Consider the following 21347-nt stretch of genomic DNA (forward strand, 5'->3'; position numbering starts at 1 on the left):
AAATTATTAAAATACTCTATCTATTATCAGTTATTAGGTTCTATATTTCTCACTAAATTACCACAATCCCCAATATTCTATCCGTTCTTTCAGCCAACCTGTAACTGTATAACGAGCGATCGCTTCATTCACGTTGCGTCTTAACTCATCATACTGCAATCCTTTAGGCATTGCTACGGATAATGGTTCTGCTGAGAATTTAGTTGGCAGTATGCGGTATTGAGAATTTGCTTGCACCCAACCACTAAGAACGCTGATATCCGCAGCAAAAGCATCTACTTGATTACTTTCTATTTTTTCCCACCCTTGGGCATAAGAATTTACACCGACCAATTCAGCAGATGGTGTAAAATATTTTAAGTATCCAATCGTGCTGGAGTTATTAAGAACAGCTATTTTGCGTTTCCCTAAATCTTTTAGTTCCTGAATAGAGGCACTTTTTGTAACTATTGCCGCACCATCATAATAGTAAGGAACACTAAAGCTAACAATGCGAGAACGTGATTCTGTGGCTGTGACTCCAGCAATAGCTAAATCAACTTGATGATTAAATACTACAGGCAAGCGATCGCTATTAGCTACCGATTGCAATTTCACAGCGTCAGCTTTACCCAACAAATCACTGGCTAAACGTTTGGCTAAATCAATTTCTAAGCCTTGTAAATTGCCCTGATCATCCCTAAATCCTAAAGTACGAAGATTATCCTTAACTGCAATCTGTAAGTAGCCTCGTTGCTGAATTTCCGCCATTGTCGCGGCAGATGCAGTTAAGTTTCCACTGAGAATAAACAGACAAAAAATCAAATATAAGGTAGCGGATAATACCAGATGTAACTTGTTCATAATCGCCTTCCGTTTTACTCCAATTAAAAATGCCAAAAATTTTCTTTATTTTTAATTTTTAATGCTCCGAAGCGGCCATCTGTTACATCCGTTATCCATCCGTTCCCACCTTTATCCGTTAACTGAATTTGCCAGTTCCGCAATTTTCGCAAAGCTTGCAGGATCAAGAATTGCCAATTGTGCCAACATTTTGCGGTTTAGTTCCACATTGGCCTTTTTTAAATTGCCAATCAAGCGGCTGTAGCTTAAGCCGTGTTGTCTAGAGGCTGCGTTAATCCGCGCTATCCACAGACGACGAAAATCACGCTTCTTCTTTTTGCGATCGCGGTAAGCACTGCGAAGCGCCTTCATTACTTGTTGGTTAGCGGTTCTAAACAAAGTTGAGTGAGAACCACGGAAACCTTTAGCTAATTTGAGAATTTTATTGCGGCGTTTACGAGCTACATTACCGCGTTTTACCCGAGTCATATCTTATTACCTGTGATCTTTTACAAATATGGAAGCATTAAACGCACGTTAGGTTCGTCCGTTTCATGAACAATTGCCATTTTGGACATATTGCTCTTTTTGCTAGAGGATTTATGCTCTAACAAGTGGTTTTTGAACGGTTTACGGCGGACGATTTTACCGGTACCGGTGACGCGGAATCTCTTCGCCGCAGCCTTGCGAGTCTTTAATTTAGGCATGGTCTGGCTTTAATTCAACACAATCTACTATTATATATGAGAAAGTGGAAATTGTATGTAAGAACTCAATTTCATCCTCTAAATTCTGAATATCCTGATTCTGACAATTAAGACTTGACAAGACGCGATTTTTGAGTTACACTTATGTTAGTAGTAGAAATCTGTCCGCGCATATATAGTAATATTGTTTGTTGGTGATGAAAGTTTTATTTGTCTGAATCAGGATAACCAGGATTTAAGGATTTTCAGGATGGTAATTTTTAGATGGTTTAAATTATTCAAAAACAATTATTCAACAACATCCTGAAAAATTCCCAACTTCCCACCATAAATCATTCAACAACATCCTGTACATCCTCAAATCCTGGACATCCTGATTCAGACAATTAAGACTTGACAAGGCGCGATTTTTGATTTACACTTATGTTAGTAGTAGAAATCTGTCCGCGCATATATAGTAATATTGTTTGTTGGTGATGAAAGGTTTATTTGTCTGAATCAGGATATCCAGGATTTAAGGATTTTCAGGATGGTAATTTTTGGATTGTTTGTTGATGATGAAAGTTGTATTTGTCTGAATCAGGATTTTGAGGATTATAAGATTAACAGGATGGTAATTTTTAGATGGTTTAAATTATTCAAAAACAATCATTCAACAACATCCTGGACATCCTGATTCAGACAATTAAGACTTGACAAGGCGCGATTTTTAATTTACACTTATGTTAGGAGTAGAAATCTGTCCGCGCATATATAGTAATATTTTGGATTGTCTGAATCAGGATAACCAGGATTTAAGGATTTTCAGGATGGTAATTTTTAGATGGTTTAAATTATTCAAAAACAATCATTCAACAACATCCTGTACATCCTCAAATCATGGACATCCTGATTCTGACAATTAAGACTTGACAAGGCGCGATTTTTGAGCTACACTTATGTTAAGAGTGGAAATCTGTCCGCGCATATATAGTAATATTTTGGATTGTCTGAATCAGGATAACCAGGATTTAAGGATTTTCAGGATGGTAATTTTTGGATTGTTTGTTGATGATGAAAGTTGTGTTTGTCTGAATTAGGATTTTGAGGATTATAAGATTAACAGGATGGTAATTTTTAGATGGTTTAAATTATTCAAAAACAATCATTCAACAACATCCTGTACATCCTCAAATCCTGGACATCCTGATTCAGACAATTAAGACTTGACAAGGCGCGATTTTTGATCTACACTTATGTTAGGAGTGGAAATCTGTCCGCGCATATATAGTAATATTTTCAATTATTAACAATCTTGCAAATCAACTATATTGATTTCATCCTGAAAATCCTTAAATCGGTGGACATCCTGATTCTGACAATTATTAAATCCCAACGCTGACAATATGCAAACCTGGACACCCAACACCGAACTACAGAATGGACAGTATATTATTAAAAAAGTCATTGGTGGAGGTGGCTTTGGTGAAACCTATTTAGCAGAAGATACGGGATTAAGTAGATTAGTCGTTATCAAAACCCTGAACCGCGAACAACGGGAAAAACCCGACTTTGCGGATAGACAAGGTAAATTTAAAGAAGAAGGAATATCTTTAGCAAGGTGTAATCATCCCCATATTGTCAAAGTTTACAGCACCTTTTTGGCAGATGGTCTTCATGCTATTGTCATGGAACATATTGACGGCGATGATTTAGAAGTCTATGTTGAAAGTTACACTGCTGACAATGGTTATTTATCAGAAGCCGAAGCATTAGGATATATTGACCAAATTGGACAGGCTTTAGAATGTGTTCATGAACAGGGACTTTTACATAGAGATATCAAACCCAGTAATATTTTATTGCGACGGAAAACCAAGGAAGCGGTTTTAATTGATTTTGGGTTAGCGCGAGAATTTCAACCGGGAAAAATCAGAAGCATGACTGCGAAGAAAACAGAAGGTTATGCACCGATAGAACAGTATGAACGGCGTGGAGATTTTGGTTATTATACAGATGTTTATGCTTTAGCAGCGACATTATATAGTTTATTAACGAATAGAGTTCCTATTCCTGCTAATTATCGCGCTGAGGAAGATGTCAAGTTATCACCACCGCAGAAATTTAATCAGAAAATTAGTGATAAGGTAAATGCTGCTATTCTCAAAGGGATGGAATTAGAACCCGTAAACCGTCCCCAAACTGTGCGGGAGTTTCGGGAATTATTGGGTTTAGTGGTTAAACCTGTTGTGAATATTCCTACATCAACACCTGTTAATTATAATCCTGTTCCAATGCAGGAAAGACAGCAGCAAAATATCCTCACACCTCAACCAGAAAAATCTATCTCTCGACTGCCAAAACTTCCAAAAATTTTTATTCCTCAAAATATCCTCACACCTCAACCAGAAAAATCTCCCTCTCGACTACCAAAACTTCCAGAAACTTTTATCCCTGAAAATATTTTCACACCTCAACCAATAAACCAAGAAGTACAATTAAAATCATCCTGTGGAATGGACTATAGACAACTGCATGACTTACTCGCACAAGGGAAAAGGAAAGAAGCAGACGAGGAAACAAGACGAGTAATGTTAGCGGTTGCGAAACGGGAAGAGGAAGGTTGGTTAGACCTTAACAGTATTAATAATTTTTCCTGTGAAGACATCCACACCATTGACCAGTTGTGGGTAAAATACAGTAATGGTAAATTTGGGTTTTCTGTGCAGAAACGCATTTATCAAGGTTTAGGGGGAACGAGAGAATTTAACTGGGACATTTGGAATAAGTTTGGGGACAAGGTAGGATGGAGAAAAGGAAGCAACTGGTTGTACTACACAGATATTACTTTTGACAAAAAAGCACCAGAAGGCCACCTTCCGTTGGCAAAGCACAAATGGGAAATACACCACCTCCCGTCAATCATGACCAGGACAGGTCTCTTCTCTCGCGTCGAGACTTGTAAGTTGTAACATTTAAGGATTACAGAAAATTATTAAGTCTGAATCAGGATATCCAGGATTTAAGGACTTACAGGATGTTAGTTTGTAGGGTGTGTTAGGAGCGCGAAAAGATGAGAAAATATACAAATAAATTAAATACACGACGTAACGCACCAATATTAATTGTCTGAATCAGGATAACCAGGATTAAAGGATTTACAGGATGTTAGTTTGAGTTAAGGATTTTTTTGATGTAAGAATTTGTGTGATGTAGAGATTTTTGATTTCCGATTTTCCGCTAATTTGATATTAACTCACACAGATTGAGAATTAATCATCAAACCAATATTCAAAACGTCAAACGTCAAACCAAAATCCTGTAAATCCTAAAATCGGTGGATATCCTGATTCAGACAATTTCTATATTAATCATCAAATCAATATTCAAAACATCAAACGTCAAACCAAAATCCTGTAAATCCTAAAATCCTGGAAATCCTGATTCAGACAATTTCTATATTAATCATCAAATCAATATTCAAAACGTCAAACGTCAAACCAAAATCCTGTAAATCCTAAAATCCTGGAAATCCTGATTCAGACAAATTCTATATTAATCATCAAACCAATATTCAAAACGTGAAACGTCAAACCAAAATCCTGTAAATCCTCAAATCGGGGGATATCCTGATATGGCTAACGCCACGCTTCGCTATCAGACAAATTAAATACGCGACGTAACACACTATTATTATCAGAAATGGCTAACATCACGCTATGCTATCAGACAAAATATAATATAGATATAATTTGTAGTAAAAACCTATGCACTCCCTTAACATCACACTACCAGATACATTAGCAACTGCTCTGAATAGTTACATCGAAGATCAGGTAAATATCTTACCTGCTAATGATATTATTGAAAATGCCATTATCGAATTTCTGAGTCAACGTGGTTATTTACCTCCAAAAAAACCAATCAATTTTACTTCTGCAACTAAAGGAAGCGGATTTTTGAATACATCAGTAAATCATGATCAAATTCTCGCTGAACAAATATACTCACAATCATTACCACCAAACACACCTTGAGAGCTATAATTGCCGATACTGGACCACTTTATGCTGCTATAGATGTAGATGATCAATATCACCAACATTCACAAATCCAAATACAAAAAATCACCGCAGAAAACTTAACAATCCTAGTTCCCTTTCCTGTTTACCTGGAAACATACAATCTTTTACTATATCGTCTCGGAACTCAACAAGCGATTAGCTTTGCTAGAGATTGTCAAGAATCAGTTTATTTTATCAACCCTTCCCAAGAGCAATACATAGCAGCAGCAGAAAAAGCTGCTCAATTTCCAGATCAGAAAATTACTCTCTGTGATGCCGTCACCGCTATTTTATCTAGAGAAATGAAACTACCAGTATGGACTGATGATTATCATTTTGATGTTATGAAGGTGCAGGTATGGCGTTAAAATTGAAAATTTATTTTATCCTGAAAATCTTCAAATCCTGGATATCCTGTTCACGTAGTGTGGCGTTAGACATTTCTGACAATATAAAGAATCCCAAAACTTACTATATATGCGCGAACAGATTTCTAGACATAACATAAGCATAGCCGAAAATCGAAACACTGTCAACCCCCCTAGCTGAAATCACCAAAACTCGTGCAATTATTGACATCATTCTCAATAACTGTGAGAATAGACCCCCCATTATTGACAAAGAACTTTTTTCCCAAAATCCCATACAAATAACTTATCTAAGATCCCCGACTTCTCAATGAGATGTTAAATTAATGACAAAGTTGATCTAAGAAGTCAGGGATCTGAATCAACCCTAGTATAATATTTAGTGAAACCCAAAATAATCAACTATTAAAAAAATGCCATCTACCGTTACCCTCACCATTACCACAGGGAAACTTTCAGGAAAACAATATATATTCGATAACCGCAGCACTTGTATTATTGGCAGAGGAGAAGATTGCAATTTGCAAATTGCCGATAATATTGATATGACAGTTTCTCGTTATCATTGCTTATTAGATATCAACCCACCAGAAATTAGAATCCGTGATTTAGGCAGTTTAAATGGGACGATGGTTAACGATAAAATCATCGGACAAAGGAAAGCAGAACAAACTCCAGAAGAAGCTGCAAAAATAGCTTTTCCAGAATATGATTTAGGTAATAATGATCAGGTAATAGTTGGAGATATTGTCTTTGATATTGGTGTAGAAACAGAACTAGAAAAACAGAAAACTCCGAATTTTATAGTTAAAGAAGAAAACAACAAACCTAATTTTTTTGATATTATTAAAAATCTCCTTAATTTAGCAAGTCAAGGAAATCAAAATCTTCAAGTAATTGCTAATTATCATCTAATCAAATCTTTAGGACAAGGTGGTTGTGGAGAAGTATTTTTAGCTCAACATACCCAAGCTAAAAAACTTGTGGCATTAAAATTAATGTTACCTCAAGTTGCGGCTAAAGAAATGGGTGTAAAAATGTTTTTGCGAGAAACAGAAAACACCAAATTTTTGCAACATCCTCATGTAGTCCAGTTATTAGATTATGGCTATGCCGAAAATACCTTTTTCTTCACAATGGAATATTGCGAAGGTGGGGATGTTTGGGATTTAATGGAAAAGTTAGGAGGACGTTTACCTGTTAACATGGCTGTTGATATCACCCTCCAAATTCTTGACGGTTTAATCTATGCTCATAACGTGGAAGTTCCTTATGTGAGATTAGCAGACGGAAGACTAGGAAAAGGTAAAGGTTTAGTACATCGAGACTTAAAACCCAATAATATTTTTATTACTAATATTGATGGTAAAATGATAGTGAAAATTGGCGATTATGGTTTAGCAAAAGCCTTTGATTTAGCTGGGTTGAGTGGACAAACCTTGACAGATACAAAAATGGGTACACCTGTATTTATGTGTCGTCAACAAGTGCTAGATTTCAAACACGCATTACCAGAAGTTGATGTGTGGGCAAGTGCAGCTTGTTTATATAATATGTTAACAGGAGATTTCCCCCGTAATTTTGTGGGAGATCCTTGGAATTGTATATTAATAAATAATCCCGTTCCCATTCGTCAACGTGATAGTAATATTCCTGAAAATTTAGCAAAAGTCATAGATTTGGCATTAACAGAAAAACCGCAAATTCATTTTCAATCTGCGGCTGATTTTAAAGCAGCTTTGTTAAAGTCTCTTTGATTTCTACTTCCTTAACACAACCACACAGATTTAATTCCCCCCAGTCGTTTTAGTGACTTGAGGATCTAAAACAATCCGTACCCCAGTTATATCTACATGATAAGTCCATGATTGACTTTTGACTTTGACAATTACTTCCCAACCTTTAACAGGATCAAATATTTGAGCGCAAACTTCACCGAAGTTAAACACACAGGAATTACTAAAAGTTTTCTGAGTTGATTGCATAATTTTCAAAGAACTTACCGCTAAACCAGAGCGTTTAGAAGCATCACTCAAAACCAGATTAGCGATTTTTTTCGGTAATTGATTACTACTAATTTTCGGATCTAACAGAACTTGTGAACCGGATTTATTGACATGATAAGTCCAAGATTGTTCTTTCACTTGGACAACTACAATCCAACCGGGAATAGGATTATATTCCTTTGTACAAACTTCCCCAAATTTAAAAATACAGGGATTACTAAAATTGGTAGATGTAACTTGAGTAATTTGCAAATCAGGAATTTTCACCCCAGAAACTCTAGAAGCATCCCTTAACACCACTTGAGAAATAGATTTGGGTAAGGTATTTTGGTTTAACTGTGACTGTTCTGGATTTTTAGCATTTGCAGATGTACTATTTTTAGTTACGCCTAAACTACAACCTAATAAGCTTGTGATCATGAAAACCAAAACAAAGATTTGCGGAAAACTGCGGTTAATGTACATTTGAGAAAATAGCCTAGTAATTAATTTCATAGAAATCTAAATTAACAATTGAATGATTTACTTTCCAAGAGGTTATTTGATAGCGAAGCGTGGCGTAGCCATAAAGTGTTTTGCTGTGACTGTAGGCACTTTTAGATCCCCCCTAACCCCCCTTAAAAAGGGGGGAACGGTCATCAAAGTCTCCCTTTTTAAGGGAGATTTAGAGGGATCTAAAACTTTTGATACATACAAGAGGATTTTTTAAACATATTCTAAATTCTAAATTCTTATATTCTTCCCATTGCCAAAAGTGCTGTTCCATAAGCTGCTTCTGTATTAATTGATGAAACAATTGGTACTTTTAAACAACGTTGACGAATAGCTGTCCAAGCAGGATTAGCAGCACCACCACCAGCTGTATAAATATGAGTCAATGAATCTGCACCTAAGTTTTGCAATAATTCATATCCTCGTGTTTCTATTCTAGCCATACTTTCTAATAAACCATGCAGAAATTCTTTATTGTCATCTGGACGTGGTTCTAGTCTTGGTAATAATTGGGGATCATTAATGGGAAAGCGATCGCCTGGTTTTAATAATGGATAATAATCTAAATCACTAGCTTGAGTTGGATCAATTTCCGCACTTAACCTCACCAACTCGACATCACTAAAGAAATGCTTCAAAACTGCACCACCTGTATTAGAAGCACCTCCAGTCAACCACAAATCTCCTAAACGATGACTATAAATTCCATATCGCGCATCTTCGATTCTGTGACGACTTAAAAGTTTTAGTACCAAAGTTGAACCCAGAGAAGTTACCGCTTCCCCCGGAAATTTAGCTCCACTGGCTAGAAAAGCCGCAATACTGTCAGTTGTGCCTGCAACCACCAAACAATCGCCTTTAAAGCCAAATTCAGCCACAATCTGGGGACATAATTCACCAATAGCCGTCCCCGGTGCTAAGACTTGTGGTAATTGGAGGGGAATTTGTAACTGTTCCAACCATTCGGGATATTGCAACTTTTCCACGTCATAACCCAGTTTTAACGCGTTGTGGTAATCGCTAATACCTAACTTTCCATGCAAAAGAAATCCCAGCCAATCGGCTTGATGCAATAGATATCTAGCTTTTGCAAAAGAAGGTAATTCCTGCATCCAGAGGAGTTTCGCTAGACTAGATGTAGCACTTAACACAGTGTGGTTAGGTGGTGCAATCCGGCTCAACCGTTCTAAAGCCGTTATCCCCCGACCATCGTTGTATAATAGCGGCGTGTCTACAGGCTCTCCAGCCCCATCAGTCAGCAAAATAGTGGAAGAAGTCCCATTAATAGCGATCGCCCTTATTTCCCGCCTTAACACCCCCGGAATTTGCCCTAAAAGACTCCATAGTGCCTCTCGCCAACATTCTACCCAATTTATCGTCCCAGTCTGCCAACAATGACGCATTTCGGACAGAATCGCACCTTCTTCATCAATTACCACACCCCTTGCGCCAGAAGTGCCAAAGTCAATACCAAGGGAGAAATTCATAGGGAACAGGGAACAGGGAACACCGGAACAGGTGGGAGGAAGATATTTGCCAATGACCAATGACTAATGACCACTGACCACTGACCACTGACAACTGACCAATGACTAATGACCACTGACCACTGACAACTGACAACTGACAAATTCAAAGTTTTTGTTGCATCTTGTAACAAGATGTTTCCTAATCTTGGCAAAACAGGGAAAAGTAGAAGAAGAAGTGCTGAAAATCAAGTTTAACTTAGGAGGATTTCCATCATGCCTATCTCAGATACTCAAGTTTACATTGCTTTGGTTGTGGCGCTAATTCCAGGAATTCTAGCTTGGCGGTTAGCTACAGAACTATACAAATAACACCAATGTAACTCCGTTACTGGTGATCAGCCCTAGTATCAGTAAGTGTGGTTTCCAAATGCTTGTGGTTCTAAGCTATGGGCATTTTGGAAATTGCACCTTACCTTACTAGGTAATATTTTATTCATCTTCATACTTGTATAAATTTCCCAAAAATGGAGTAATATGGCAGCTAAATTAAGCCGCAATTAGCACCTGTTTGCTTTTGACGGTCATTACCGTAAGTTAGCGAGCCTTTTGTTAGCACCATGAATGCGTTTCAACCCTCCAAACCTCCTCTACAGCCCGTAGAACAACGCCGATCTGTACCAAGACCTAAACGACATTTACGCCAGCGTGCTTATCAGATAATGGCACTGGAAACTACAGCTAAAGTAGCAGTTAATATAGTTATTAGTACAGCAGCGGTATCTGCTTTATTACAATTATTGCCTTATCATTGGTCACAACAGGATAAGTTACGAACAGTGCGTACCGAAGTAAAAGTTATGGAAGGACGGGTGCAAAATTTGCAGACAGAATTTAGCCGCAACTTTGATCCTGGTGAAGCTAAGAGTATTATGCAACAAAAGTCATTCCGTTTTGACCCTAATCAGCGTCCAGTTATATTGATGAATCAAGATCAGACTGTAACGGAACAATCTAATTCAGTGCCATAAAAGTGCAGACAACGTATTTAATCATCACAGTTATCAGGGTAACTACTGATGATGCCAGTTTATATTTCAGTAACGAAATTCAAATTTTCGAGTCAGTTTTACTTATGACTTCTAAAATTCTGAATTCTCCATTTTAACTATCTACCAAATTAGTCTTCAAAAAATAGCAACTCGTTTAACCAGTTTTCGAGTTGTAAACGCAAGCGATAACCGGAAACATCTTGATGATTTAAAGATGGTAGTTCTGCCAATGCGCGACGATAATCCGCGATCGCACAATTCCAATCACCCCAGAGATGATAAGTCCGTCCTCGTTCAGCCCAAATATTTCCTTTGAGTTGACCAAACAGCATCGCAATTTCTAAATTTTCAATGGCTTCCCCATACTCTCCTAAGTCACGTAAAGTAATACTGCGATTAATCCAAGCTCGGATATGATGGGGATTTAGGTCTAATGCTTGTTCATAATCAGCTAATGCGGCTGTTAACTCACCACAAGCGGCGTAATAATTAGCCCGATTATTGTAAGCACTAGCTAATTTAGAATTTAAGTCTAAGGCTTTGTTATAATCACAGATGGCTTTTTGGCTGTCACCACTTTGAAAATAAATTAGCCCTCGGTTATTGTAATCAACAGCATTTTCGGGATGATTGTCAATCAGGTGACTTAAAAGAGCGATCGCTTTAGTATAATCCCCTTGTTGTGCTAACTTCAAAGCACAAGAGCGTAAATAACGTTCCTCTAACATTGATTCATTACCATCCTGTAACTGTACACATTGATGACAAGGATTGTTTTTATCAAAAAGAGATACTTGATTGTTTTGAATACCAGAATTTAAAAAAGAGTGCTTATTCATACGTTGCCTACTTGGTTTACTTGGTTTGTCAAATAAAGTTACAGTTTTTGTGTCCTGATGGCTCTAAGATTATTGAAGGACGTGGATTTTACATCCAGCAACACATGAGCCATAAATCTAATCATGTATACTTCATACCCAAGTTCAATTCCCGAATCAGTAAAATTCTAAAGAATGGAAGTGTAAATTTTAGTGATGACTCAGAAGAGGTAAGAGAAGTTTTACCAATAACAACTGACAACTAACAACCGACAAACCCCTATTTACCAATTCTAGAAGAGACATTTATAATGACAACAATAATTGCTTATGCTGATGCTACCGATCTTAATACCGATGACTATATTGTTCTTGGTTTAGCTACGTGCTTCTATAAAGAAGATGGGGAAGTGCATCAAATTGAAGTGATAGAACCCATTCCTTCAGCAGCTTTAGAAGCTATATGTAAACAGATTCCCACCTCTTACAGACTGGCTTATGCAACAAATTTGGGATCTGTATTAGATGGTGATAAAATGCTGTTGCCAGAAGCTTTCCCGGAGTCGGCGCAATTTGGGGATGAATTTCCATTACGCTTATTTTCTACCGCTCGTACCTATAAGCGCCGTGAAGTAGCCCAAAATCTCATTCCTTTGGGAACTACTAAAACGGATTTGAATTATTCCATAGAGCGCAAACGGGTGCTAAATGCAGCTAGAGTTGTCACCAAAGACGATAACGTGAAACAACACTCCCATACTCACAAAGTTCTTTAATTTCTGATAACTAAAGACTATATCTGAACGTCCCGCATTTCAAAAAAGTATCGGTGGACGAAAGTAATTGGTCATTGGTAATTGGTAATTGGTCATTGGTCATTGGTCATTGGTAATTGGTCATTGGTCATTGGTAATTGGTCATTGGTAATTGGTAATTGGTAATTGGTAATTGGTAATTGGTAATTGGTAATTGGTCATTGGTAATTGGTCATTGGTAATTGGTAATTGGTCATTGGTAAAAATTTATTACTCCCTTTTCTCGATGACTAATAACTAATAACTAATGACTAATGACTAATGACTAATGACTAATGACTAATGACTAATGACTAATGACTAATGACTAATGACTAATGACTAATGACTAATGACTAATGACTAATGACTAATGACTAATGACTAATGACTAATGACTAATGACTAATGACTAATGACTAATGACTAATGACTAATGACTAATGACTAATGACTAATGACTAATGACTAATGACTAATGACTAATGACTAATGACTAATGACTAATGACTAATGACTAATGACTAATGACTAATGACTAATGACTAATGACTAATGACTAATGACTAATGACTAATGACTAATGACCAATGACTCTTTAACGATAATTTGTAAATTGCAAAGCAACAGGAAAGTCTTCTTGTTTAAGACGTTGGATAACGAGTTGTAAATCATCTTTGGATTTGGCTATCACCCTCACAGCGTCACCTTGAATTGATGCTTGAACCTTTTTAATTTCGTCCCGAATCAATTTAGAAATTTGTTTGGCAATTTCTTGACTGATACCTTTTTTGAGGGTGATTTCTTGACGGACACGATTACCACTGGCAGATTCAACTTTACCAAATTCAAATATTTTTTGGGAAAGGTTACGCTTTGCAGCTTTTTCCCGCAGGATGGTATGGACAGATTCTAAAGTAAAGTCACTATCAGTAGCAATGGTAATGTTTTCTTCACCTAATTCAATTGTGGTTTTCGTGTCTTTAAGATCGTAACGGCTTTTAACGTCTCTGACGACTTGATCAATAGTATTAACTAATTCTTGTCTATCAAAGTCGCTGACAATATCAAAGGAAAAAGAAGAAGCCATAAATAAAACTGGTAATTGGTAATTGGTAATTGGTAATTGGTAATTGGTAATTGGTTAGATTATTCTAACGCGCTCCTTTTCTTCAATTCTTTATTTTGACTCCTGATGCCTGACTCCAATTATTTGATTTGCATGAGACTCAGGAAAAAAAGAGTTCCAGAACTAAAAGAAGCAATACCAAACATAAGCGATCGCAACAGGGGTATATTTGCAATATAGAAAATAGAGTATAGCAAACGAGCAATGATAAAGGCTATCGCTGCGTTTGCTGCTTGGGGAGAATTCACTCCAGTGACATAAGCCATTAAGGCTGCTGCTGCAAAAACCATAAACCCTTCAAAGGAGTTTTCATGGGCCCATGTTGCTCGTTGGGCATAGGGTGGCAACTTATCAAACATGGCGCGAGGAGCAGAAAGATCGTATCCTACTTGCACTCTAGCAAAAGCTACTAATAAATAGGGTAGATAAATGAGAATAGCTGCGCCGACAATAGAGTATAAAAAAATAGCAGGTACTGGTAATAGAGATAGAGACATTCAACTAAATTTAATAGGGTACTTGGTTCGGTATTGATCATTTTTTATCAATGGATAAGGGGTAATTTAGTCAAGTCATTACCCTTTACCCAATAAATTCCCATCTCCATTATTGGCTTTGCAAAAACTACAGTTCACTCTAGTCAAAGTAGAAGAGTGTTACCACTTTTCGCTGTTCTTCGGCATCACTACAGGTTTGTAGCAGAGTGCGACTATCGTGAAATGCAAAGCAGATGAGTTGTTGACAACGAGAGACGATTTCTTTGTTACATAAGTAACTCGCTTCAGCTAAGGACAGGTTATCATTGCTGGGATTTTCCACCAGGTGCATGACTTGTTCTAATTGCTGGCGCGATTCGTGGGGTTGGCGTTCCAAGCTCTGGGGTAAAATTACCGTGAGTAAGTTGGGATCAGCCTTTGTTGCGCCCCGGATGGCCGCAGAGTTTGTGCCTGTAGCACCAGATGTAATGATGCGGTTGCCCGATAGAATCAGGGCATAACTCATCATTTCAATGAGGTTCTGATGGGTAATTGGCACATGACGAGAACCTAGCAAGGCAATCCGCTTAGAACCTGTTTGCTGGATAGTTGCTAGTTCTTGGGCTAATGTATCGAGGTTAATAGTTTCTATTGACTGACTCAAAGATTGAAGATCATGAGATTAAACAACCTAGATATTGTACCAAACAGCGTGTAGATGGCAACCTAACTAGAGTTACATATTTATGAAACAGGAGTCAGAAAGAAGGAGTCAGGAGTCACCGAGTCAGGAGTCAGGAGGAAGAAAGAAGGAGGAAGAGGGAAGGAGGAAGAAGGAAGAAGGATCAGAAGAAACGTAGGTTCTGTTGCACAATAGCTTACAAAACACCGACACCTTTTAAGCCAGTCCAACCGATAACGATGTAACCAATGGATAACAATAAACTACTAATACCAGTCCGTAATTCTTTCCAGGCATCTTCCTGAGTTTTTTGCAACTGTTGTTGTTTTTGAGTACGAATTTGGGTAATTTTCTGGGTTGCTTCCTGACTAATTTTGTTGCTTCTCTGGGTTGCCAGGGCTGCTAGTTGTTGAGGATCTGTTTGCTGGCTGATAAAATCATCTAAAGCTTGAGGATTTACTTTATATTGCTTGAGTAAATTCTTTTGTGCGTCAGGTAATTGTTTATTGTTAAGTGCCTGATTATACTTCTTTTCATCCTTGATCAGTTCATTTAACTGAGTAGCTAATTGCTGTTTTAATACCGGGCGTTGTTTCTCTACAGCCGCTTTTATCTGTTCATTACCAAATTGATTTTGTATTTGTGCTAATTGATTTTTAATTTCTGTTTGCTCTTGTGTTAATTGATTGTTAATTTGGCTTTCCAACTGTTGGGCTTCTTGGTTAATCCGTGTTAATGCCTGACTCTTTACTTCATTGACGTTAATGAGGTGTAGAGGAAAAATTAATAAAAATATCAGCCCCAACAAACTAGAGAAGATAAAAAGTGGCAACTTTAGACGCGCAGATGAGCGATGGCTACTGTCACCAACTCTATCAACCCAATATGCCGTTAAAATTGCTCCTAAACCAAGCATGGGGATAATACCACGCTCTACAAGACTTCTAGATACGTTGATTTGCCAGAGTTTATCTGTAGGTTGCAAAGGTAATAATAAAAATAGAAAGTCTAGAAGAAAAGACAATACACAGATTATGCCGATTAATTTCAGCAAACCCGATGTATTAGAGGATGTAGTACGAGTAGTCATATTTATTCACAGTGTGCATACATTAAATTAATTAGCATATTTAACTTTTACTTTCATCAACAGTGTTAAAGTTTTTCTCGCCATCCTTTTACCTTGTGTCGTAACTCTGCATCTAACCAGTGATCAAACTGGGGATACAGTGGTAAACGTGGGACTAATTCCCAGCCCCCAGACTCTAAAATACTTCTCAGTTCCTCTGCCTGTAAATGGGGATAATCAGGATTAACTTCATCCTTGGGCCCTATTCCTCCCAAATCTCTAGCCCCAGCAGCTATACAAGCAAGTAACCAATTTCCATCTTCAACTAAATTTGGGGGAATCTGAATTATTATATCTGCTGGTAAAATTTCCCGCGCTCTAGTAATAACTTCCGGTAATTGATGGGGATTAAATGGTGGCGCGTCAAAGCTTTGCACAGTTCCGGGGCTGTGGGGTTGAAGAATTACCTCTTGAATATGATGGTAATGGGCATGAGATTCAGAAATAGCCGCTAAAGTTTCCCACCAATCTGCCTCAGTTTCCCCTATTCCTAAAAGTAACCCGGTGGTAAAAGGGATTTTTAACTCTCCGGCCCATTGTAATTGTTGCGATCGCACTTGGGGCAATTTACTCGGTGCATGACGATGGACAGTATTTAATAGTTTTGGTGTCAACTGCTCCAACATCAACCCCATTGACACATTCACAGTTTTGAGTTTTTCCATTTCTGCCCAACTCAGTGGACCAACGTTAGTATGAGGTAAAAATCCCATTTCTAGTGCTAATGCACACAAATCATAAATTCGTTGAAACCACGCTTCCCGTCTAGCTGAATGGGGATGAACTTCACCACTAAGCATGAGGATTTCACAGATATTTTGATTTTTGAGTTGTAATAAAGTTTTTTCAGCTTCCGCAAGAGTCAACCAAGGACTTTGACCCGGTTCGGTGCGAAAATTGCAATATGTACATCTATTAAAACATTCATAAGTGGGAACAACCGTATAAGCAGGGCTATAAGTGACAATATTTTGATTAGATAGAGACATATTGAGCAATTAAAAATTAAAAATAAAACTGAAATACTGACTAGCACCGCAGGGCGGAAGTCAAAAGTCAAAAGTCAAAAGTCAAAAGTCAAAACGAATACAGTATAGGCTTTTGGGAGATTTATCATGGTTGGTTTATTTACGCCGTGCTGTACTAGTAGTCTGTCAAGAACTAATTGACGGGTTCATTCGTTACCATTTTGATTCTTCCTTCTTCCTTCGTGTCCTTCGCTCCTTCGTGGTTCGTTTCTTATCCGTCAAAATTTATTTGACAGACTACTAGTAGGGGCGCAAGGCTTGCGCCCAGGAATTCAATGATCAGTTAGTTTACGAGAAAATCAAAAATTGTTACAAAAAAAATAATCCTGAAAAACCTTACTCTGTCTAGTTTATTGCCATTTGGATTACCCAGTTAGCAAGATTTATTAAAAAATATTACGAAAACCCCTTTACAAATCGAAACATAAGGGCTACTATAAATTCATCAGGTAGAAACGCCTACCAAAACATACATACCTCAAACGCAATTATAAACACATGACCACAACTTTACAACAGCGCGAAAGTGCTAACGTATGGGATAACTTTTGTGAATGGATCACCAGCACCGACAACCGGATTTATATCGGTTGGTTCGGCGTTCTCATGATTCCTACCCTGTTAGCTGCTACCACCTGCTTCATCATCGCTTTCATCGCTGCGCCTCCCGTTGACATTGACGGTATCCGTGAGCCAGTTGCAGGTTCTTTAATGTACGGAAACAACATCATCTCTGGTGCAGTTGTTCCTTCTTCTAACGCTATCGGTTTGCACTTCTACCCAATCTGGGAAGCAGCTTCCTTAGATGAGTGGTTGTATAACGGTGGTCCTTACCAATTGGTAGTTTTCCACTTCTTGATCGGTGCAGCTTGCTACTTAGGTCGTGAGTGGGAACTTTCTTACCGTTTAGGTATGCGTCCTTGGATCTGCGTAGCTTTCTCTGCACCTTTAGCAGCAGCAACCGCAGTATTCTTGATTTACCCAATTGGTCAAGGTTCATTCTCCGACGGTATGCCTTTGGGTATCTCCGGAACATTCAACTTCATGATCGTGTTCCAAGCTGAACACAACATTCTGATGCACCCCTTCCATATGTTGGGTGTAGCTGGTGTATTCGGTGGTTCTTTGTTCTCTGCAATGCACGGTTCTTTGGTAACTTCTTCCTTAGTTAAGGAAACAACTGAAACCGAATCTCAAAACTACGGTTATAAGTTCGGTCAAGAAGAAGAAACCTACAACATCGTTGCAGCTCACGGCTACTTCGGTCGCTTGATTTTCCAATACGCTTCTTTTAACAACAGCCGTCAACTACACTTCTTACTCGCTGCATGGCCAGTAATTGGTATTTGGTTCACCGCTTTGGGCGTTAGCACAATGGCATTCAACTTGAACGGTTTCAACTTCAACCAATCCATCATTGATTCTCAAGGTCGCGTTGTAGCTACCTGGGCTGATGTAATCAACCGCGCTAACTTGGGTATGGAAGTAATGCACGAGCGTAACGCTCACAACTTCCCCCTAGACTTAGCTGCTAGTGAAGTTGCTCCTGTTGCTTTGACTGCTCCTGCAATCAACGGTTAATAAGTTTAGTTAAATGAAAAACGCTCTCCAATCATGGAGGGCGTTTTTTTGTCTTCACTTTTCACATTCGCGCTTAGTCACATAATGCCGATAGCGAAACATTGCTTCTAGCTGTGTTTGTACTAACCAACCACTCATAAATTCCACTCCATCCCCACCAGGCATGGCATAGTTAACATTATCAGTTAATCTAGTTTTGCCGTTTTCTTCTGTAAACTCATGACGATGTACCCAGGACTCAAAAGGGCCAGATATCTGTTCATCAGTAAACAGATGATATTTTTCATAGTCTGTGTGCCGCGCTAACCAAGTTAAGGGTAAAATCCCCAGAAAAAGCCGAAATTCTGTAATTGCACCTGGTGCTAGTCCACCTTCACGTCTGACTACTTGTACAGGTTGCCAAGGTGGCGTGAGTATTTGCAGTATGTCCGGTCTTTCGTGGAATTTCCAAACTACTTCTACTGGTGCGTTAATGATTGAGGAATGTTTAAAGTGCAACATGAACAAAAAACCTAAAATTGAGCCTTTAAATTCAGGCAAAGGGCGATTAAACCGACTATAAACTGGATAAAGTCACGAAAATTGATAATTCTGCTGGCTTTAAATTCACTAAACTAAGTATAGCGAGAGAATACACCGAAAAGCTGATTCTGTAATTGCTAATTGATGTATAAAAAAATATTTTATAAATCTTTTTGAATTTATCCGCCTATATATCTATTTATTATGCAATAATAGGAGTCGAGAAGTAATTCGGTGGACCTCGTTTGTTTTTAGTATTGATAGGCTTTTTCCCTTTGGTATTTACAGACTTTTCTCCGAAATCTAAATCTCTACACTCTTATGATTTTGGAGAAAATCTATGTCAATTTATGTAGGCAACCTCTCTTATGAAGTTACCCAAGATGGCTTGAGCGAAATTTTTAAAGAGTATGGCACTGTAAAACGTGTTCAACTCCCTACCGACCGGGAAACAGGTAAAGTTCGCGGTTTCGGTTTTGTAGAAATGGATTCAGATGCAGAAGAAGAAAAAGCCATTGAAGCCCTAGATGGTGCTGAATGGATGGGACGTGATTTAAAAGTGAACAAAGCTAAACCAAGAGAAGAACGTAGTGGTTCTTTTGGTGGTGGTGGAAACCGCGGTGCTGGTGGTGGTGGCAGCTTCGGTGGCGGTGGTCGCGGTCGCTACTAATATCCATAAACTATCAGGTGGATAGATAAATATCTGCCTCTAAGCTCAGGAATAAACACCTGAGCTTTTTTAATGGAAAATTTTCCCAATAGCAGTTTTGAACCCATTCCACCAAATGGGCTATCCAAATAATTTCTGAAGTTGTAGGGTGGGCAATATCCACCAAAACCCACCCTTTACCTATAGTTCACGTGTCAGCTTGATGATGATTAGTGGTTATAAAATGTTACTTTAGCAATATCTCCGCCATTTTTCTGCTTTGTTGGGTTTCATTCTTCCACCCAACCTACGAATCTTATGATTAGTCATAAAATGTTAATTTAGGAAACTATAACTAATTGATATTTTTCGACATCTACCAATGCCTTATTTTACTGCTGCTGAGGAAATTCGTTCCCTAATTACTGAATATGGTAAAGCTACAACTCTGTGGATAGATACAGAAGTGGCTGATTATAAAACTCCTAATCCGAGATTATCACTAATCCAGGTGTTGGATCATCCAGAAGATATGACTGGTAATAGTGTTTATTTGTTAGATGTTCTCGATAAATCAGATGTGATTGCTGATTTTGTAGAGAGGATTATGACTAATGATGCTATTGAAAAAGTTTTTCATAATGCTTGTTATGATGTGAAATATTTAGGAGGTAAAAAAGCCAAAAATATTACTTGTACCTTAGAAATGGCGAGGAAAATTCCTGTCTATTTACTGCCATTACCTAATTATCAACTGAAAACCCTAGCTACTGAACTTTGTAATTTTTATGATATTGATAAACATGAACAAAAGAGTGATTGGGGAAAAAGACCATTAACTGAAGCACAAATAGAATATGCTTATCTTGATTGTATTTATTTGGCTCAAGTACATTTGCGATTATTAGACTTAGAGGCAGAATTTAACATAGATCCAATTCAGGAAGATTTAAGTTTATTGACTGCTAGATATATAGAAATTGAACAGCAACAAAAAATACTCAAATCAGAATTTGAGCATTTACAGGAACGGGTAAAAAAAGCGATGTTAGTCCAGAATATTTCTGAAACATCATATTGCAAACTTACTAGTTATGAACGAAAAACTGTCAAGACGCAGTTTCAACAATTGGTAGATTTAGTTGAAAATCAAGGTGTTGATTTAGATTTTACAATTACTCTCACCGAAGATATCCGGAAAAATTTGGGAGTAAATCTGGAAAAATTAACTCTAAATGTTGATACAAATACCTATTGGAAAATAAGTCCTAAGAATCAAGAAAGTCAGGAAGATTAAGCACTAATTTTGATCCTACTTCCTGATACTGGTATGAAGATTTTTCTAAAAGTGCTAACAAAATTAACAGAATTATCAGAGGTAGTCTTGTAATAATATAAATGTAGGTATAAAGAATTTTATTTTTAATATTTACTAATATCCGGTGATTGACTAGATAAATTTATCCATTAATTCCAGATAACTTCAGGGAATTTTGTTATTTGAATTGAATATTAATCAAAAAGCGAGAATATTGCCAAAGTAAGCAAGCAATGTAGTGAATGATTTACTCCACGGATAATGA

The 21347-nt window shown here is 37.7% G+C and carries 22 protein-coding genes and 1 pseudogene; 10 read left to right on the forward strand and 13 right to left on the reverse strand.

What is annotated here, in order from left to right; translation table 11 throughout:
* Window positions 1-57: 57 nt before the first annotated feature.
* The 3 genes from EZY12_19005 to rpmI all read right to left on the reverse strand — a co-directional run bounded on the left by EZY12_19005 (window position 58) and on the right by rpmI (window position 1529).
* Window positions 58-843 (reverse strand): transporter substrate-binding domain-containing protein, encoded by a 786-nt coding sequence (locus EZY12_19005; GenBank protein QSX66839.1) that lies wholly within the window; start codon window positions 841-843, stop codon window positions 58-60.
* A 111-nt stretch (window positions 844-954) separates the two neighbouring features.
* Window positions 955-1311: a 50S ribosomal protein L20 gene (gene rplT, locus EZY12_19010; GenBank protein ID QSX66840.1), complete on the reverse strand. Its 357-nt coding sequence runs from the start codon at window positions 1309-1311 to the stop codon at window positions 955-957.
* Window positions 1312-1331: 20 nt separating this feature from the next.
* Window positions 1332-1529 carry a 50S ribosomal protein L35 gene (rpmI, locus tag EZY12_19015; protein ID QSX66841.1) on the reverse strand — a complete coding sequence of 66 codons (198 nt, stop codon included), beginning with the start codon at window positions 1527-1529 and terminating at the stop codon, window positions 1332-1334.
* 1385 nt (window positions 1530-2914) lie between these two features.
* On the opposite strand from rpmI, the pseudogene EZY12_19020 reads away from it, so the two are divergent.
* The 4 genes and pseudogenes from EZY12_19020 to EZY12_19035 all read left to right on the forward strand — a co-directional run bounded on the left by EZY12_19020 (window position 2915) and on the right by EZY12_19035 (window position 7697).
* Window positions 2915-3742 (forward strand): annotated as a pseudogene (locus EZY12_19020) (serine/threonine protein kinase).
* Between the two features lie 1533 nt (window positions 3743-5275).
* A complete protein-coding gene (locus EZY12_19025; protein QSX66842.1) occupies window positions 5276-5545 on the forward strand; it encodes a hypothetical protein in 270 nt (89 codons plus the stop codon).
* A complete protein-coding gene (locus EZY12_19030; GenBank protein QSX66843.1) occupies window positions 5542-5940 on the forward strand; it encodes a hypothetical protein in 399 nt (132 codons plus the stop codon). Before EZY12_19025 ends, EZY12_19030 begins: the two co-directional genes overlap by 4 nt.
* Before the next feature lie 413 nt (window positions 5941-6353).
* Window positions 6354-7697 (forward strand): protein kinase, encoded by a 1344-nt coding sequence (locus EZY12_19035; GenBank protein QSX66844.1) that lies wholly within the window; start codon window positions 6354-6356, stop codon window positions 7695-7697.
* A 30-nt stretch (window positions 7698-7727) separates the two neighbouring features.
* Here EZY12_19035 and EZY12_19040 read toward each other — a convergent pair whose 3' ends face one another.
* The 3 genes from EZY12_19040 to EZY12_19050 all read right to left on the reverse strand — a co-directional run bounded on the left by EZY12_19040 (window position 7728) and on the right by EZY12_19050 (window position 10098).
* Window positions 7728-8441 carry a hypothetical protein gene (locus EZY12_19040; GenBank protein ID QSX66845.1) on the reverse strand — a complete coding sequence of 238 codons (714 nt, stop codon included), beginning with the start codon at window positions 8439-8441 and terminating at the stop codon, window positions 7728-7730.
* Window positions 8442-8677: 236 nt separating this feature from the next.
* Entirely contained in the window at window positions 8678-9925 is a 1248-nt protein-coding gene (locus EZY12_19045; protein QSX66846.1) for an FGGY-family carbohydrate kinase, read from the reverse strand.
* A complete protein-coding gene (locus tag EZY12_19050; protein ID QSX66847.1) occupies window positions 9922-10098 on the reverse strand; it encodes a hypothetical protein in 177 nt (58 codons plus the stop codon). The genes EZY12_19045 and EZY12_19050 overlap by 4 nt, the downstream gene beginning before the upstream one ends.
* An 82-nt stretch (window positions 10099-10180) precedes the next feature.
* On the opposite strand from EZY12_19050, the gene EZY12_19055 reads away from it, so the two are divergent.
* Window positions 10181-10276 carry a photosystem I reaction center subunit XII gene (locus EZY12_19055; GenBank protein ID QSX66848.1) on the forward strand — a complete coding sequence of 32 codons (96 nt, stop codon included), beginning with the start codon at window positions 10181-10183 and terminating at the stop codon, window positions 10274-10276.
* A gap of 248 nt (window positions 10277-10524) precedes the next feature.
* Complete coding sequence (locus tag EZY12_19060) at window positions 10525-10935, forward strand: hypothetical protein (protein ID QSX66849.1); 411 nt, start codon at window positions 10525-10527, stop codon at window positions 10933-10935.
* Window positions 10936-11084: 149 nt separating this feature from the next.
* Here the strand turns inward: EZY12_19060 and EZY12_19065 are convergent, their stop codons facing one another.
* Window positions 11085-11795: a tetratricopeptide repeat protein gene (locus EZY12_19065; GenBank protein ID QSX66850.1), complete on the reverse strand. Its 711-nt coding sequence runs from the start codon at window positions 11793-11795 to the stop codon at window positions 11085-11087.
* Between the two features lie 290 nt (window positions 11796-12085).
* Between EZY12_19065 and EZY12_19070 the strand changes: the two genes are divergently transcribed.
* A complete protein-coding gene (locus tag EZY12_19070; protein QSX66851.1) occupies window positions 12086-12550 on the forward strand; it encodes a hypothetical protein in 465 nt (154 codons plus the stop codon).
* A gap of 616 nt (window positions 12551-13166) precedes the next feature.
* Here EZY12_19070 and EZY12_19075 read toward each other — a convergent pair.
* The 5 genes from EZY12_19075 to cofG all read right to left on the reverse strand — a co-directional run bounded on the left by EZY12_19075 (window position 13167) and on the right by cofG (window position 16973).
* Window positions 13167-13658, reverse strand: coding sequence for a YajQ family cyclic di-GMP-binding protein (locus EZY12_19075; protein QSX66852.1), 492 nt, complete (start codon window positions 13656-13658; stop codon window positions 13167-13169).
* A 119-nt stretch (window positions 13659-13777) separates the two neighbouring features.
* Window positions 13778-14194, reverse strand: a complete 417-nt coding sequence (locus EZY12_19080; GenBank protein QSX66853.1) for an MAPEG family protein — start codon at window positions 14192-14194, stop codon at window positions 13778-13780.
* 139 nt (window positions 14195-14333) lie between these two features.
* Window positions 14334-14837: a DNA recombination-mediator protein A gene (locus tag EZY12_19085; GenBank protein QSX66854.1), complete on the reverse strand. Its 504-nt coding sequence runs from the start codon at window positions 14835-14837 to the stop codon at window positions 14334-14336.
* A gap of 214 nt (window positions 14838-15051) precedes the next feature.
* Window positions 15052-15945 (reverse strand): HpsJ family protein, encoded by an 894-nt coding sequence (locus tag EZY12_19090; protein QSX66855.1) that lies wholly within the window; start codon window positions 15943-15945, stop codon window positions 15052-15054.
* A gap of 65 nt (window positions 15946-16010) precedes the next feature.
* Window positions 16011-16973, reverse strand: coding sequence for a 7,8-didemethyl-8-hydroxy-5-deazariboflavin synthase subunit CofG (cofG, locus tag EZY12_19095; GenBank protein ID QSX66856.1), 963 nt, complete (start codon window positions 16971-16973; stop codon window positions 16011-16013).
* Between the two features lie 537 nt (window positions 16974-17510).
* Here cofG and psbA point away from each other — a divergent pair.
* Window positions 17511-18593 (forward strand): photosystem II q(b) protein, encoded by a 1083-nt coding sequence (gene psbA / locus EZY12_19100; protein QSX66857.1) that lies wholly within the window; start codon window positions 17511-17513, stop codon window positions 18591-18593.
* 54 nt (window positions 18594-18647) lie between these two features.
* Here psbA and EZY12_19105 read toward each other — a convergent pair whose 3' ends face one another.
* Window positions 18648-19094 (reverse strand): cyclase, encoded by a 447-nt coding sequence (locus EZY12_19105; GenBank protein QSX66858.1) that lies wholly within the window; start codon window positions 19092-19094, stop codon window positions 18648-18650.
* 361 nt (window positions 19095-19455) lie between these two features.
* Here EZY12_19105 and EZY12_19110 point away from each other — a divergent pair, with 361 nt between their 5' ends.
* Together EZY12_19110 and EZY12_19115 are read left to right on the forward strand one after the other, a co-directional pair.
* Entirely contained in the window at window positions 19456-19785 is a 330-nt protein-coding gene (locus tag EZY12_19110) for an RNA-binding protein (GenBank protein ID QSX66859.1), read from the forward strand.
* Window positions 19786-20146: 361 nt separating this feature from the next.
* The gene (locus tag EZY12_19115) at window positions 20147-21061 is read left to right on the forward strand and encodes a ribonuclease D (GenBank protein ID QSX66860.1); all 915 of its coding nucleotides are present in this window, start codon (window positions 20147-20149) and stop codon (window positions 21059-21061) included.
* Window positions 21062-21347: the final 286 nt, after the last annotated feature.

This window comes from Dolichospermum sp. DET69 (assembly GCA_017355425.1).
In the GTDB taxonomy this organism is placed as follows: Bacteria; Cyanobacteriota; Cyanobacteriia; order Cyanobacteriales; family Nostocaceae; genus Dolichospermum.